This is a genomic window from Agrobacterium sp. CG674 (assembly GCF_053521645.1).
Genome location: NZ_JBNWDZ010000005.1, coordinates 333,657 through 348,055, shown reverse-complemented (window position 1 = coordinate 348,055; position 14,399 = coordinate 333,657). Strand labels below are relative to the sequence as shown.

The window sequence follows — 14,399 nt, the reverse complement described above, 5'->3', positions numbered from 1 at the left end:
TCCAGGTTTTCTCTAGAACGAAGGACATCGTCGCTAGCAGCGCCGCCGCCCTCGTCAGTGAGCGGACTTATAGAACTACACCCCTGATATAGTCAACAGCACCCGCGACAGAAAATACAGAAAAACACTAAGTGATTGTTTAGAAAAGATTATTTGATATCGTTTGGCTGACCGCCCTTCTTAACCCACAAAAACCCGATACTGGTCCTTCCCTCTAAAACATGCGATAGGGTGATCCACGCTCTCAGGGACGCCTGAGATAGTTATCGCCCTTATATAGAGAGATTGGACAATCCCTTGCGTGTTCTTGCCGAAGCCGTCATTTCCGAATTTCCCCACTATTACCGAGGCAAGGTGCGCGAGAATTACGACCTGCCAGATGGCAACCGCATCATTATATCCACCGACCGTCTCAGCGCTTTCGACCGAATCCTGACATGCATTCCCTATAAGGGTCAGGTTCTGACCCAGACGGCACGCCACTGGTTTGAACACACCAGCGATATTTGCCCGAACCATGTCGTTTCCTATCCTGACCCCAATGTGGTTGTCGGCAAGCGGCTGGACATTCTGCCGGTCGAGATCGTTGTGCGTGGATATCTGGCGGGCACAACCGGCACCTCCATTCTCACACTCTATAAGAAGGGTGTGCGGGACATGTATGGTGTGACCTTCCCGGAAGGCATGAAAGACAATCAGGTTTTACCAACGCCGATCATCACGCCAACCAGCAAGGAGTTCGATGGCGGCCACGACGAACCACTGACACCAGCCGAAATTATTGAGAAGGGGTTATTGACGCTAGCTCAATGGGAGACGCTGTCACGCTACGCTCTGGCCCTTTTCCAGCGTGGGCAGGAGATGGCAGCCAAGCAGGGGCTTATTCTGGTCGATACCAAATATGAATTCGGGACCGATGAAAACGGGACCATCATTCTTGCCGACGAAATCCATACGCCAGACAGCAGCCGGTACTGGATGGCTGACAGCTATCAGAAGGCCTTCGAAGAAGGCAGCCGCCCCCATAGCTTCGACAAGGACTTTGTCCGCTCATGGGTGGCAGAACGCTGCGACCCCTATGCGGACGATATTCCGGAAATTCCCGAGGAGCTGCGGTTGCAGACTTCGAAGGTGTATATAGAGGCATATGAACGCATCACCGGTCAGGCCTTCATTCCCGATGATAGCGGCGTATCTCCCTTTGAACGCGTGCGGCACAACCTCCAGCGCTATATCCAGGAAAAATGAGCGTGACGAAAACGAGCGTCCCGACCTCATCAATGGTCAAAAACGAGACGACCGGTCGCAAAGCACGACCGCGTCGTTCCGCTGAAGAGACACGACGCGATATCCTCGCCATGACGGAGACATTGTTTCGAGACCGTGGCTTCGGCGCGGTCTCGATCGCAGATATCGCAGCGGCGCTCGGCATGTCGCCCGCAAACATCTTCAAGCACTTTCACTCAAAGAACGCGCTTGTTGACGCGATATTCGTTCAGCAGATCCGTCTGCTCGAGCAAAAAATCCATCCACTCGGCGCCGGCCACGCGCCGATCGACCGCCTGCGACATCTTGCACGCAATCTGATGGAAAATCACCGAGGCGACCTGAACGACAATCCTTACATTTTCGAAATGGTATTGATGACTGCGAAGCGGGAGCTTGCATGTGGCCGTTATTATGAGACAGTCATCACGCAAAAACTGGCAGACATCATAACCGACGGCATCAATGCCGGAATATATAAGCAGACAGATGTCGAGAAATCGGCGAGCACGGCTCTCTACGCGCTAACCGGCGTGCTGCACCCGGCATTGATCGCCCATGAAGATGTCGACATTTTAGCAACACGTTGCGAAGAACTGGTCAGATTTCTGGATGGCGCTTTGAAATACGGGATTGCTAGGTGACGATAGCCTCTATACGTCACTTACTCATTCCATTTGTATAGTGGCTGTCGCCATGAGAACTTTATACGCCTGATCGCACCACATTTTAGGTGCTTGCCTTCGACATCGGACAAACCGGGATTCGACCGCTGAACATGAGAAAAACGATGAAAAGACGTCTAGCTCCTCTATTCACCATCATGCTCATGGCAGGCGTCGTGGTCGGCTGTAGCGACAGTGAGGAAGCCAAGAAGGCTCCTGCACAGGGTGCGCAGCGCCCCCCTGCCCCGGTTAGCGTCGTTTCCATGAAGAAGAGTGACTATCCGCTGACAACATTGCTTGCGGGCCGGGCGGAAGCGTTCCAGAGAGCAGACATTCGCCCGCGTGTAGGCGGCATCATAAAGCAGATTGCCTTCAAGGAAGGCAGCTTCGTAAAGTCAGGCGACCTGCTCTACAAAATCGACGACGACACATACCAGGCATCCTTTGCGGAAGCTCAGGCCGCTCTCGACCGCGCAGAAGTCAGCGTTCCAGCGGCTGAAGCGAATTTGCAGCGCTATGAGCGCCTTGCCAACAGCGGCGCTTCCCAGAAAGAATTCGAAGATGCGCGTACCATATTGCTTCAGGCCAGAGCCTCCGTTGCACAGGCGCGCGCAACCTTGCAGACCGCCCAGATCAACCTGTCGCTGACGGAAGTTCGTGCGCCCTTCGACGGCGTAACCTCCGCCACCAACTTTTCGATCGGAAACGTCGTTACAGCCAGTCAGGCCGATTCGCTCGTCACCCTGCGCCAGATCAACCCTGTTTACATCCAGTTGAACGAATCCAGCGTGAACCTTCTGCGTCTGCAGTCTGCGATCAAGGCTGGCAAACTGGAGCGCAGCGACAATAGCGGAACGACGGATATTCGCCTAACACTGGAAGACGGATCCGACTATCCGGGCGTGGGTAAACTCGACATGTCGGAAATGGCCGTCAGCACAACGACAGGCACTGTTTCCATCCGCACTCTGTTCGACAATCCTGACAACGTCATTCTTCCGGGCATGTATGTGCGTGCCACAATTACGGTCGGGAAGGAAATCGGCTACCTTATTCCCCAGCGCGCGGCCGGTCGCAACGCCAATGGCGAGCTGACAGCAAAGTTCGTTACCGGTGATAACAAGGTTGAGACCCGGACATTCACCACAAGCCAACTCTCTGGAAACAACTGGCTTGTGACAGACAACGTTGCGGACGGCGACAAGCTGATCGCAGACGGTTTTCAATGGATAACGGACAACGCCGTGGTCAATCCCATACCGGTCGAGATCGATGAAAAGGGCTCCATCATAGAAAAGCAGGCGGCACAGCCTGCCCCGGCTCCAGCTCCGGCGCCGAAATCATGATGTCTGAAGACATGCTCGGCAACATCGTGATCAGGAACTAGATATGTCAAAATTTTTCATTCGGCGGCCGATCTTCGCTTGGGTCATCTCCATTGTCATCATGCTGGGTGGCGCGCTGGCCATCAGCACCTTGTCGATCTCGCAATATCCGGAGATTGCGCCGCCAACGATCCGGATCAGCGCAACCTACACCGGCGCCAGCGCCGATACGGTCCGCAAGACCGTCACGCAGATCATCGAAGACGGGATGACCGGTCTTGACGGTCTGACCTATATGAACTCGTCATCCACCACAGGATCGGCGAGCATCACCCTGACATTCGACAACAGCGTCAATGGTGACATTGCCCAGGTTCAGGTCCAGAACAAGCTCCAGCTTGTGACCTCACAGCTGCCGGCAGTGGTACAAAATCTGGGTATTCAGGTCACCAAGTCGACCTCAAGTATCCTGCTCGTTGGTGCTCTTGTGTCTACGGATGGCAAGCGCTCGTCGGCTGATCTTGGCGACATTTTTTCAACGCAGATATCAGATCAGGTGAAGCGCCTGGAAGGCGTCGGCAATATCAACGCCTTCGGCTCCGCTTATGCGATGCGCATCTGGCTCGACCCTTTCAAGCTGAAGAAATTCCAGCTCACACCAGCTGATGTCACCTCGGCCATTCAATCGCAAAACACGCAGGTCTCCGTTGGCTCGGTTGGCGGACTGCCTTCCGTGGAAGATCAGCAGATCAACGTGACGATGACGGCCCAAAGCCAGTTAACGACCGTTTCCGATTTCGAGCGAATCATTCTCAAGGTCGATAACACCGCTGCCAATGTTCGCCTGAGTGATGTTGCCCGCGTTGAAATCGGCCAGGAAAGCTACTCGTCAACCTCGCGCTCGAACCGCCAGCCTGCGTCCGGCTTCGCGGTCAACCTGGCCACCGGCGCAAATGCGCTGGATACCGCCGCTCTTGTCAAAGCCAGGCTGGAGCAAATCGGGTCAGCCCTGCCGGAAAACGTCAAGATCATCTACCCTTACGACACCACACCTTTCGTTTCGCTCTCCATCGAGAAAGTCGTTCACACGCTGATCGAAGCCATCGTGCTGGTCTTCGTTGTGCTTCTGGTCTTCCTTCAGAATCTGCGCGCCACATTCATTCCAATGATTGCGGTCCCTGTGGTGCTTCTCGGAACCTTTGGCATTCTTGCGCTCACCGGGTACTCGATCAATACGCTGACGATGTTTGCCATGGTTCTTGCAATCGGCCTGCTTGTCGATGATGCGATCGTGGTTGTCGAAAACGTCGAGCGCATCATGACCGAGGAGGGCTTGAGCCCGCTGGAAGCCACGGAGAAATCCATGGGCGAAATCACCGGCGCCATTGTCGGTATCGCGCTCGTGTTGACGGCTGTGTTTATTCCCATGGCGTTCTTCGGCGGCTCGACAGGCATCATCTACCGTCAGTTCTCCGTCACCATCGTGTCTGCCATGCTGCTCTCTGCCGTCGTTGCCATCGTGCTGACACCAGCGCTCTGCGCCACGATGTTGAAGCCGGTTGATCATCACAAGAAGACCCGTGGTCCCGGCGCGTGGTTCAACCGTAACTTCGACCGTACAACTACTGGATATGTGAATTCCGTGGGCTATCTGCTGAAGCGGCCATTGCGCGTGCTTCTGATGTTCGCGATTATTATCGGTGGTTGCGCATGGTTCTTCACACGGCTGCCATCGTCCTTCCTTCCTCAGGAAGACCAAGGCGTTCTGATGACCATCATCCAGCTGCCCAACGGCTCGACGAGCGCGCAGACGGCGAAGGTCATCGAGAAGGTCGAGAACTTTTATCTCGACAAAGAAAAAGACACCATCGACAGCATTTTTGCGGTGAACGGCTTCAGCTTTACCGGTAGCGGACAAAGCTATGCTCTCGTCTTTGCCAAGCTGAAGGACTTCGATCAGCGAACAGAGCCTAGTATGGCGGCCTCGGCCATTGTCCAACGCGCAATGGGCACCTTCATGACAATCCGCGAAGCGCAGGTCTTCCCGATCCTGCCTCCCGCCATTCAGGGTCTGGGCAATTCCAGCGGCTTCTCCATGTATCTGGTTGATAGTGGAAACCGCGGTAGCGAAGCACTGGTCAACGCATCGAAACAATTGATCCAGACTGCAAATGCCAGCGGCAAGGTCACGGCGATGCGCGCCAATGACCGTGATCAGGAAAGCCAGGTGAAGCTTGAGCTGGATCAGGAGAAGCTGGGCTCAATGGGCCTCAACGTCTCCGAAGTTAACACCATGCTGACGACGATCTTTGCGGGCAGCCGGGTCAATGACTTCACACTCAACAACAAGATCAAGAAGGTCTATGTCCAGTCGGACGCGCCATACCGCATGCAGGCCGAAGACCTTAAATACTGGAATGCGCGCAATTCAGGCAATGAGATGGTGCCGTTCACCGCATTCACCACCGCAAAATGGGTCAACGGGCTGCCATCCGTTTCCGCTTACAACGCGGCCAGCGCATTCTCGCTGGAAGGTGCTGCCCCTCCAGGCCTCAGCTCTGGCGATGCCTTGAACGAGGTGGAGCGAATCGTGTCTGAAATGGACGGCGGCTATTCGGTGGCCTGGACGGGTCTTTCCTATCAGGAACGGCTGTCGGGATCGCAAGCGCCGCTGCTTTATGCCCTTTCTGTTCTGATCGTCTTCCTGTGCCTTTCAGCACTTTATGAAAGCTGGTCGATCCCCTTCTCGGTTATCATGGCCGTGCCCGTCGGCGTACTCGGCGCCTTGCTGGCGGCACATTTCTTCGGTCAATCGAACGATGTCTACTTCAAGGTGGGCCTGTTGACGACCATCGGTCTTGCCGCGAAAAACGCGATCCTGATCGTGGAGTTCGCCAAGGAGCGCCAGGAGCACGGACTATCCCTGCTCGATGCAACACTAGAGGCCGCAAAGCTCAGATTGCGTCCCATCATCATGACCTCGCTTGCCTTCATTCTGGGTGTCGTGCCGCTTGCGATCGCGAGTGGTGCGGGCTCCGCAGCGCAGAATGCGATCGGTATCGGCGTGCTGGGTGGTATGCTTTCTGCAACAGTGCTGGGAATTTTCTTCATTCCGTCGTTCTTCGTCATCATCAGGCGAATATCTAATCGTTAACAAACCAAAAATAGGCTAGCAAAGCAGGAATAGGCTGTTAGGAATATTGCTTATTATAAGCCGCATTTTCAATGCCGATAACTGCGCTACGCTCGTTTCGACTAAGGTGCTGTGTGCGCCGAAATAAATTGGGATCACTCCATGCTGTCCATTCGCGCTACCCTTCCTCTGACCTTGCTCCTTCTGTCCGGCTGTGTCGTCGGGCCAGACCACAAGGCACCAGAGGTTCAGCTTCCTGCCAAGTTCGCCGAGGGCGGAAAAGCCAGCAATGGCGATGTCGCAACCGTGGCATGGTGGAATGCATTCAACGACAGCCGTCTCAATGGATATGTCGAAACAGGCATGGCGCAGAACCTAACCGTTCTCCAGGCCATCGAACGAATCAATCAGGCACAGTCCCAGATTACCGTCGCCGGTGCTGGCGCGCTTCCAAGCCTGACAGGCTCCGCCAACCACATCACGTCGCAGACCAAGGGTAGCTTGCCTTCGACCAGTTCGAATGTACGCAACAGCACGGCTGGTGGGCTTGACGCATCCTGGCTGCTGGATCTTTTCGGCCAGTACCGTCGTTCCAAGGAAAGCGCGAGTGCTTCTCTGGACGCAGCCTATTCAACGGCTGACGTTCAGCGCCTGACGCTGATCTCCTCGGTTGTCGCAGCCTATATCGATGTTCGCTATTATCAGGAACGTCTGGCCATTGCCCGCGCCAACTTGAAATCCCGCCGCGAAACGCTTGACCTGACGAAGCTTCAGCTTGAAGCCGGTGCTGCGTCGCGCCTCGACGTCGTGCAGTCAGAAGGCCTGGTCAACTCGACAATCGCAGACATGCCGGGTCTGGAAACCAGCTTCCGACAGGCGGCACACCGCATTGCCACCCTGCTCGGCATGCCAGCATCCTCGCTGGTTGTCGAACTGCAGCGTGGCGCTCGTCAGCCTGTCGCTCGCAAGGCACCACTCACCGGCATTCCGGCTGACCTGATCCGCAACCGTCCAGACATCCGTGTGGCGGAGCGCAATCTAGCCGCTGCTGTCGCGGAAATCGGCGTTGCCGAATCGCGTCTCTATCCAAGCATCACGCTGAGCGGCTCCATTTCTCCGAGTTTCGTGAATATTGCCAACAATCGCGGAAGCGGAACATCGAACTCGTGGTCCTTCGGACCAAGCCTCAACCTGCCGATCTTCGATGGCGGCAGCCTGCGCGCAAATGTCGATATCGCCAATTCGTCTGCCCGCGAGCAGTATCTCGTATGGAAGGCGACTGTGCTGAACGGTATCGAGGAAGTTGAAAACGCCCTTGCTGCCGTAACCCGCGACAAGCAGACGGAAGATGCGCTGCGCAAGACCGTCAACTCCTATCAGGAAGCTCTGTCGCTCGCGACGGCCAGCTACCGCGATGGCGCCTCGTCTCTGCTCGACGTTCTCGATGCGCAGCGTCAGGTTTCGACAGCTCAGGCAAACCTTGCAACAGCCGTTCAGAAAACCGCTCAGGACTATGTATCGCTCAGCGTTGCATTGGGCGGTGGTTATGCGGTCGGCGCGCCAACCACATCGTCAAACGCACGCATTGCAGCCAACACTCCCAAGGGAATGTAAAGGCCGCAAACTGCGTCTGGTCACCATCAATCCCGCAACGAAAGTTGCGGGATTTTTGTGCGCCATACAACAACAAAAAGCCCCGGATTGCTCCGGGGCTTTTTAGAAAAAAACGACTGCTGCGAAGATCAGTTCTTCGCGCGCTCGACGTAGGAATTGTCTTCAGTCGCGATGACAACGCGAATGCCAGCGTCGATATGCGGCGGCACCATGGTGCGGATACCGTTAGACAGCATCGCAGGCTTGTAGGACGACGAAGCCGTCTGGCCCTTGACGACCGGCTCGGTTTCCATGATTTCAAGCGTCACGTGGCGTGGCAAGATGACGGCCAGCGGAATGCCTTCATGAATGGACAGAACGCAGGTCATGCCTTCCTGAAGATAGGCCTTCTGCTCGCCCATTGTCTCGGTATCCACGACGACCTGGTCGTAGTTTTCAGGATTCATGAAGTGGAAGCCTTCGCCATCTTCATAAAGGAACTGGAAGTTCAGGTCTTCGACGAAAGCGCGCTCGACCTGCTCGGTGGTGCGCCAGCGTTCGGCAACCTTCACACCGTCGGAGATGCGGCGCATATCGACCTGCGTCACCGGTGTGCCCTTGCCAGGGTGGAAGTTATTGGCGTTGAGAACGACGTAAAGCTTGCCATCAACGTCGATGACATTGCCCTTGCGCACGGATGAGGCGATAACCTTGACCATAGGATTTCCTTGTAACTCAATGAAATGCGTCGTAAAGGACCGCGCGGCTGCATCGACCCGATGGACGTTTTGTGTGTTTTATGGGGCGCAACTACCCTAAATTCGGGACAAAGGCCAGCCTTCTAGAGCATTCAAGCAAAACTGCGTTGCGGTTTTCCGATGATTGAAGAGAACCGAGCGCATTTTCCTCTGCTCCGCGAAAGAAACAACCGTGAAGAAGACCGCGAATGGGTAACAGCCTCGACACGACCTCTCCCTGGTGGACACCTGACGTCCATAGGGATCGCCGGCCGTTCCTGCTTGGCCGCAACGCCATTCAGGCTGCATTTCGCGGTTTCTTCGCTGCCCATGATTTTATCGAGGTCGATACGGCCACGTTGCAGATTTCGCCCGGAAACGAGGCGCACCTTCATGCTTTCGCCACAACCGGGATCACGACCAGCGCCGAACACGTCCCTCTTTATCTCCATACATCGCCTGAATTTGCCTGCAAGAAACTGCTGGCAGCGGGCGAACAGCGCATCGCCTGCTTTGCCCATGTTTACCGCAACCGGGAACGTGGTCCCCTCCACCACCCGGAATTCACCATGCTGGAATGGTATCGTGTGGGCGAAACCTACGAAACATTGATGCGGGATAGCGCTCAGCTTCTGGGCCTTGCCGCCGAGACCGCAAAAACGAAAACATTCCGCTACCGCAATGGCGAGGTCGATCCTTTCCTCGAGCCCGAACGCATCAGTGTTGCCGAGGCGTTTTCGCGCTATGCGCAGATCGATCTCCTGGCGACGGTCGCGGCAACGGGCGAAACCGACCGTGATCATCTCGCGGCACTTGCGGTATCCTCCGGCATCCGGATTTCCCATGATGATAGCTGGGCGGACATCTTCAGCCGGGTGATTGTTGAGCGGGTCGAGCCGCAGCTTGGCTTTGGCCGAGCGACAATTCTTGACGAATACCCAACCAGCGAAGCAGCCCTGGCGCGTCGCTCTCCCGGCGATAGCCGCGTTGCAGAGCGATTCGAGCTCTACGCCTGCGGCGTGGAACTGGCGAATGCCTTTGGTGAATTGACCGACGCTGCCGAACAAAGGCTGCGCTTTGAAGCAGAGATGCGCGAAAAACAACGCATCTATGGTGAAACATACCCGATAGACGAAGACTTTCTGGCCGCCCTGGCCGTGATGCCGCAGGCAAGCGGCATCGCGCTTGGTTTCGACCGGCTGGTCATGCTGGCCACGGGCGCGCCACGCATCGATCTCGTCATGTGGGCACCCGTTGCGGCCTACGGCTCATGACGGTGCGCAGCCTCAAATCGTCAGCGGACCTACTGGCCGCCGGTCTGGTGGACGAGGTGGAGCTTGAACGCATTCGCCCGGTCGCGGAACGTTACGCCATAGCGGTCACGCCCGACATGGCTGCGCTGATTGACAAGACGGACAAGCTTGATCCGATCGGACTGCAATTCCTTCCAAGCGAAAAAGAGCTTCTCAGCACCCCGGAAGAGCGCGCCGACCCGATTGGTGATGAAGCCCACAGCCCCGTCCACGGCATTGTGCATCGTTACCCGGACCGCGTGCTGTTGAAGGCCGTCCATATCTGCCCGGTCTATTGCCGCTTCTGCTTCCGCCGCGAAATGGTGGGGCCGCAGGGCAATGGCACCATGACGAGCGATGAGCTGGACGCGGCGCTGTCCTACATTGCAGCGCATGAGGAAATCTGGGAGGTGATTCTCACAGGTGGCGACCCGCTGGTGCTCTCACCCCGCAGGCTTGCCACCATCATGGAGGGTCTCAAAGCGATCAGCCATGTCAAAATCGTGCGTTTTCACACACGTGTTCCCGTGGTCGATCCTAACCGTGTAGATGCGGAACTGGTCGAAGCGCTGAAATCCAGTGGCAAGACGACATATGTCGCGCTTCACGCCAACCATGCCCGTGAATTCACCGCAGATGCACGGGCGGCATGCGCACGGCTGGTGGATGCTGGCATTGCCATGATCAGCCAAACCGTTCTGCTCAAAGGCATCAATGACGACCCTGCTGTTCTGGCAGATCTCATGCGCGCCTTCGTAGAAACGCGCGTCAAACCCTATTATCTCCACCATCCCGATCTTGCACCGGGCACTAGCCACTTCCGGCTGGATATGGAAGAGGGGCAGAGAATCGTAGCTGCGCTGCGCGGACGCATATCAGGCCTGTGCCAGCCAACCTATGTACTGGATATTCCCGGCGGCCACGGAAAAACCGTCATCAGTCAGACCGCGGTCGCGAAACATGCTGATGGTTGCTACACGGTTTCCGATTTCAACGGAAACGATCATGCCTATCCGCCGCACGACGCGTGATGACATCCGAAAATCGCGGTTTTCCGGGGCCTTGACCAAATGGGCCAAAAGAAACAAAAATTTCACAATTCCGCCCCTGTCCTGTCATCATAAAGAAAAATATTCTACCTATATTGATCTTCATTGATTACGCCACTGATCTGGAGTATCAGTTCTTTCTGTTGGAGAGTGATTCTCCACCATGTCCAGATCAGCATCAGAGCAGGGAGAGTGTCATGTCTAACTTGAAACGCATCGCCGCAATCCTTGGCCTAGGGTTTGCCTGGTCCGGCCGCACAGTGATGTGTTCCCGCTGCTGTCGAATGTGACCTAACAGTCATCCACTCTTAAAAATTCGATTCGACGAAATGCTGTGACGAGCCACGGCGGGAGTATGTATTATGCAAAGACAAGTTATTGAATTCGCAGGCGAGCCGGTTGGCATTGTTGTGCCGGACGAAAACCGCTTGAAGTTTATCGCTGTAAAATTCCACGTGCACGACCTTGACGACCAGCGCTTCGACAGCGCCGATGACGTTCGTGTTGCCATCCGCAACCTCGTGCGCAACCGCACAGTCGCGGCAATGGTCTGAAACAGCCACCTCGGTCGATGTGAAAAGATGGCGTTGATCCCCAGGGGAACAACGCCTTTTTTCGTCTTCAGAACCGCATCAGAACGCGGTGAATGTCAGCGTCGTAAGCGAGCGCACAATGCCGGGAATGCTGACGATGTTTTCATTGATGAACTTGCCGGGATCCTGTTCCGGCGACAGATAAATCTTCAACAGAAGGTCATACTCCCCACTGGTGGAGTACAGCTCGGAAACCAGTTCCGTCTTGTAGATGGCATCGGCAACGTCGTAAGTCTTGCCGGGTGTGCACTGAAGCTGAACGAAAATGGGCTTCATGATTTCTTTCCCGTCGTCAGTTGATGTGAGCGCTTAAGCGCATTCCTTCACGTAGGTGCACTATTGGCCGAGCCGGACGCAGGTTTCAAGCCTGACCGTCATTCCCATTGCAATCTCGCCTTCATATTCGTGCCCGGCATGACATGATGACGAGATGTCGGTTTTCACACTGTCACAGCGCCTGTAAGCTGGCTGTTGCGACATGCGCTTAAACCATCTGCTTCCGTGGGGCACTTCAATGTACAACGATCCTCGCTCTCATGGCCTTTGGGAAAAGACAGCGCCTGAGCCACCGATGACTAGCCCGCTTGAGACGCGCGAGACAGCCGATGTCGTCGTGGTGGGCGCAGGCTTTACCGGCCTCTCCGCTGCCCTGCATCTGGCAGAACGCGGCATCCGCGTCATCGTTGTCGAAGCCAAGTCCATCGGCTTTGGCGGTGCGGGCCGCAATGTCGGCCTGATCAATGGCGGAATGTGGGTCATGCCCAAGGAGCTGCCGGATGTGCTGGGCCCCGTTTATGGCGAGCGGTTGCTCGACCTTCTGGGCAACGCGCCCTTTGTTGTCCGAGACGTCATCGGCAGACACGACATTGCCTGCGAACTGGAGACAAATGGAACGCTGCACTGCGCCGTTGGCGAAAAGGGGCTGGCGGAGGTCCGCGAACGTTGCGCCCAGTGGGCGGCAAGAGGTGCTCCCGTAAGAGTTCTGGATGCGCAGGAAACAGCGGCCCGTGTTGGCTCAAACGCCTATAGCGGCGCGCTGCTGGATGAGCGCGCCGGAACGTTGCAACCGCTTGCCTATGTGCGCGGACTGGCACGGGCTGCGCAGAACGCCGGGGTAACGATTTACACGGAAAGCCCTGTTATCGATTGTGAAGCAGATGGCGACGGTTGGGTGGTCAAGACGACGCAAGGCAGCGTGCGGGCGGATTGGGTCATCGTGGCGACCGAGGCTTACAGCACGGGACCGTGGAACATCATCCGCGAGGAACAAGTCTATCTGCCCTATTTCAATTTCGCCACACGGCCCCTTGGCGATAACGTGCGAAAGACCATTCTGCCAGGCCGTGAAGGCTGCTGGGATACCAAAGAGATCCTGTCATCCTTCCGCATGGATCAGGCAGGACGCCTTGTCTTTGGCAGCGTTGGATCCCTTCGCAACACCGGCACCACCGTGCACCGCGCCTGGGCCAAACGGTCTCTCGCAAGACTTTTTCCGCAACTGGGCGATATTGATTTCGAATGCGAATGGTATGGCCAGATCGGCATGACCGACAATGCCGTGCCACGCTTCCACAAATTCGCAAAAAACATCGTCGGCTTCTGTGGCTACAATGGGCGCGGAATTGCTCCCGGCACTGTTTTCGGCAAGACGCTGGCGGCTCATGTCGCGGGTGACATCCGCGAAGATGATCTTCCGCTGCCAATCACCGCACCGAAAGCGCAGAGCCTGCGGACGTTGAAAGAAGCCTATTACGAAGCCGGCGCTCAGATTGCCCATTTTACCGGAGAGCGGTTCTAGAGACTGCTTTACAGCACAAAGTGATCCTATTCTTTCCCGATGATCGATATATCCTTGAAAACATAACGGATGACGCTTAAGTGGGCTTATTCCAGCGTTTCTCGAAAACAGGGTGTATGGCCATGGGAATGTCCCGGCGTGTTCTCGCCAGAAAAACACTTGCGACCCTTTTTAGCGCGTGGCTCATCGCTGCTGGGCTTTCAGGCACGGCGATGGCTCAGGAAAAGCTCACTGTCTTTGCCGCCGCCAGCATGAAGAATGCGCTGGATGCCGCCAATGCGGAATGGTCGAGCAAAACCGGCATCGCGGTAACGGCCTCCTATGCCGCAAGCTCAGCGCTGGCAAAGCAGATTGAAGCGGGCGCCCCTGCCGATCTTTTCATATCCGCTGATCTGGCGTGGATGGATTATGTGGAAGGCAAAAAGCTTATCCGTGCGGACAGCCGGACCAATCTTTTCGGCAACCAGCTGGTGCTGATCGCACCATCCGATCAGGCGACACAGGTGAAGATCGAACCGGGTTTCGATCTTGGCCAGCGTCTGGGTGAAAACAAGCTGGCCATGGGGGCGGTTGAAACCGTTCCCGCCGGAAAATATGGCAAAGCTGCGCTTGAAAAGCTCGGCATATGGCCTTCCGTCGAGAACAAAGTCGCAGGCGCCGAAAGCGTCCGCGCCGCCCTCCTCCTCGTTTCACGCGGCGAAGCACCTTATGGCATTGTCTATCAGACCGATGCCGCCGCCGATCCCGGCGTTGCAATCGTCGGCACGTTCCCAAACGATAGCCACGATCCTATCATTTATCCCGCAGCCATTCTGGCAGACTCGAAAAAACCCGCCACACAGGGCTACCTCGATTTTCTGAAATCCTCAGCAGCCGCTCCCTTCTTTGAAAAGCAGGGCTTTACGATTGTGAAGTAAGGTCTGATATCAGGGTCGTTTGAGCGGGACC

12 protein-coding genes are annotated in these 14,399 nt (G+C 56.0%); 10 read left to right on the top strand and 2 right to left on the bottom strand.

All coding sequences use genetic code 11. The features are described 5' to 3' along the window. Positions 1–297 precede the first annotated feature (297 nt). The 5 genes from ACQZ51_RS16420 (at position 298) to ACQZ51_RS16400 (ending at position 8,003) form a co-directional block, all read left to right on the top strand. Positions 298–1,248, top strand: coding sequence for a phosphoribosylaminoimidazolesuccinocarboxamide synthase (locus ACQZ51_RS16420; protein WP_448778755.1), 951 nt, complete (start codon positions 298–300; stop codon positions 1,246–1,248). A gap of 2 nt (positions 1,249–1,250) precedes the next feature. Beyond that, on the top strand, positions 1,251–1,910 hold the full coding sequence (locus ACQZ51_RS16415; RefSeq protein ID WP_448778753.1) for a TetR family transcriptional regulator: 660 nt from the start codon (positions 1,251–1,253) through the stop codon (positions 1,908–1,910). Positions 1,911–2,056: 146 nt separating this feature from the next. Continuing rightward, positions 2,057–3,277 carry an efflux RND transporter periplasmic adaptor subunit gene (locus tag ACQZ51_RS16410; RefSeq protein ID WP_448778751.1) on the top strand — a complete coding sequence of 407 codons (1,221 nt, stop codon included), beginning with the start codon at positions 2,057–2,059 and terminating at the stop codon, positions 3,275–3,277. Between the two features lie 43 nt (positions 3,278–3,320). After that, complete coding sequence (locus ACQZ51_RS16405) at positions 3,321–6,410, top strand: efflux RND transporter permease subunit (RefSeq protein ID WP_448778749.1); 3,090 nt, start codon at positions 3,321–3,323, stop codon at positions 6,408–6,410. Between the two features lie 141 nt (positions 6,411–6,551). Next, positions 6,552–8,003 (top strand): efflux transporter outer membrane subunit, encoded by a 1,452-nt coding sequence (locus ACQZ51_RS16400; RefSeq protein WP_448778748.1) that lies wholly within the window; start codon positions 6,552–6,554, stop codon positions 8,001–8,003. 128 nt (positions 8,004–8,131) lie between these two features. Here the strand turns inward: ACQZ51_RS16400 and efp are convergent, their stop codons facing one another. Then, positions 8,132–8,701 (bottom strand): elongation factor P, encoded by a 570-nt coding sequence (efp, locus tag ACQZ51_RS16395; RefSeq protein ID WP_042620118.1) that lies wholly within the window; start codon positions 8,699–8,701, stop codon positions 8,132–8,134. 227 nt (positions 8,702–8,928) lie between these two features. On the opposite strand from efp, the gene epmA reads away from it, so the two are divergent. The 3 genes from epmA to ACQZ51_RS16380 all read left to right on the top strand — a co-directional run bounded on the left by epmA (position 8,929) and on the right by ACQZ51_RS16380 (position 11,614). Then, a complete protein-coding gene (epmA, locus tag ACQZ51_RS16390; RefSeq protein WP_448778746.1) occupies positions 8,929–9,993 on the top strand; it encodes an EF-P lysine aminoacylase EpmA in 1,065 nt (354 codons plus the stop codon). Continuing rightward, positions 9,990–11,042 carry a lysine-2,3-aminomutase-like protein gene (locus ACQZ51_RS16385; protein ID WP_448778744.1) on the top strand — a complete coding sequence of 351 codons (1,053 nt, stop codon included), beginning with the start codon at positions 9,990–9,992 and terminating at the stop codon, positions 11,040–11,042. The genes epmA and ACQZ51_RS16385 overlap by 4 nt, the downstream gene beginning before the upstream one ends. Before the next feature lie 380 nt (positions 11,043–11,422). Continuing rightward, on the top strand, positions 11,423–11,614 hold the full coding sequence (locus ACQZ51_RS16380; RefSeq protein ID WP_042620115.1) for a hypothetical protein: 192 nt from the start codon (positions 11,423–11,425) through the stop codon (positions 11,612–11,614). A 78-nt stretch (positions 11,615–11,692) separates the two neighbouring features. On the opposite strand, the gene ACQZ51_RS16375 is transcribed toward ACQZ51_RS16380, so the two are convergent. Then, the gene (locus ACQZ51_RS16375) at positions 11,693–11,929 is read right to left on the bottom strand and encodes an Lrp/AsnC ligand binding domain-containing protein (RefSeq protein ID WP_448778742.1); all 237 of its coding nucleotides are present in this window, start codon (positions 11,927–11,929) and stop codon (positions 11,693–11,695) included. 238 nt (positions 11,930–12,167) lie between these two features. Here ACQZ51_RS16375 and ACQZ51_RS16370 point away from each other — a divergent pair, with 238 nt between their 5' ends. Beyond that, complete coding sequence (locus ACQZ51_RS16370) at positions 12,168–13,451, top strand: NAD(P)/FAD-dependent oxidoreductase (RefSeq protein WP_448778740.1); 1,284 nt, start codon at positions 12,168–12,170, stop codon at positions 13,449–13,451. 128 nt (positions 13,452–13,579) lie between these two features. Then, a complete protein-coding gene (gene modA / locus ACQZ51_RS16365; protein WP_448778799.1) occupies positions 13,580–14,368 on the top strand; it encodes a molybdate ABC transporter substrate-binding protein in 789 nt (262 codons plus the stop codon). The last annotated feature ends 31 nt before the right edge of the window (positions 14,369–14,399 follow it).

What these genes read in the sequence shown, in the direction of transcription:
- ACQZ51_RS16410 (WP_448778751.1), top strand. Translation starts at nt 2,057, where the DNA reads ATGAAAAGACGTCTAGCTCCTCTATTCACCATCATGCTCATGGCAGGC.
- ACQZ51_RS16405 (WP_448778749.1), top strand. Translation starts at nt 3,321, where the DNA reads ATGTCAAAATTTTTCATTCGGCGGCCGATCTTCGCTTGGGTCATCTCC.
- ACQZ51_RS16400 (WP_448778748.1), top strand. Translation starts at nt 6,552, where the DNA reads ATGCTGTCCATTCGCGCTACCCTTCCTCTGACCTTGCTCCTTCTGTCC.
- efp (WP_042620118.1), bottom strand. Translation starts at nt 8,701, where the DNA reads ATGGTCAAGGTTATCGCCTCATCCGTGCGCAAGGGCAATGTCATCGAC.
- epmA (WP_448778746.1), top strand. Translation starts at nt 8,929, where the DNA reads ATGGGTAACAGCCTCGACACGACCTCTCCCTGGTGGACACCTGACGTC.
- ACQZ51_RS16385 (WP_448778744.1), top strand. Translation starts at nt 9,990, where the DNA reads ATGACGGTGCGCAGCCTCAAATCGTCAGCGGACCTACTGGCCGCCGGT.
- ACQZ51_RS16380 (WP_042620115.1), top strand. Translation starts at nt 11,423, where the DNA reads ATGCAAAGACAAGTTATTGAATTCGCAGGCGAGCCGGTTGGCATTGTT.
- ACQZ51_RS16375 (WP_448778742.1), bottom strand. Translation starts at nt 11,929, where the DNA reads ATGAAGCCCATTTTCGTTCAGCTTCAGTGCACACCCGGCAAGACTTAC.
- ACQZ51_RS16370 (WP_448778740.1), top strand. Translation starts at nt 12,168, where the DNA reads ATGTACAACGATCCTCGCTCTCATGGCCTTTGGGAAAAGACAGCGCCT.
- modA (WP_448778799.1), top strand. Translation starts at nt 13,580, where the DNA reads ATGTCCCGGCGTGTTCTCGCCAGAAAAACACTTGCGACCCTTTTTAGC.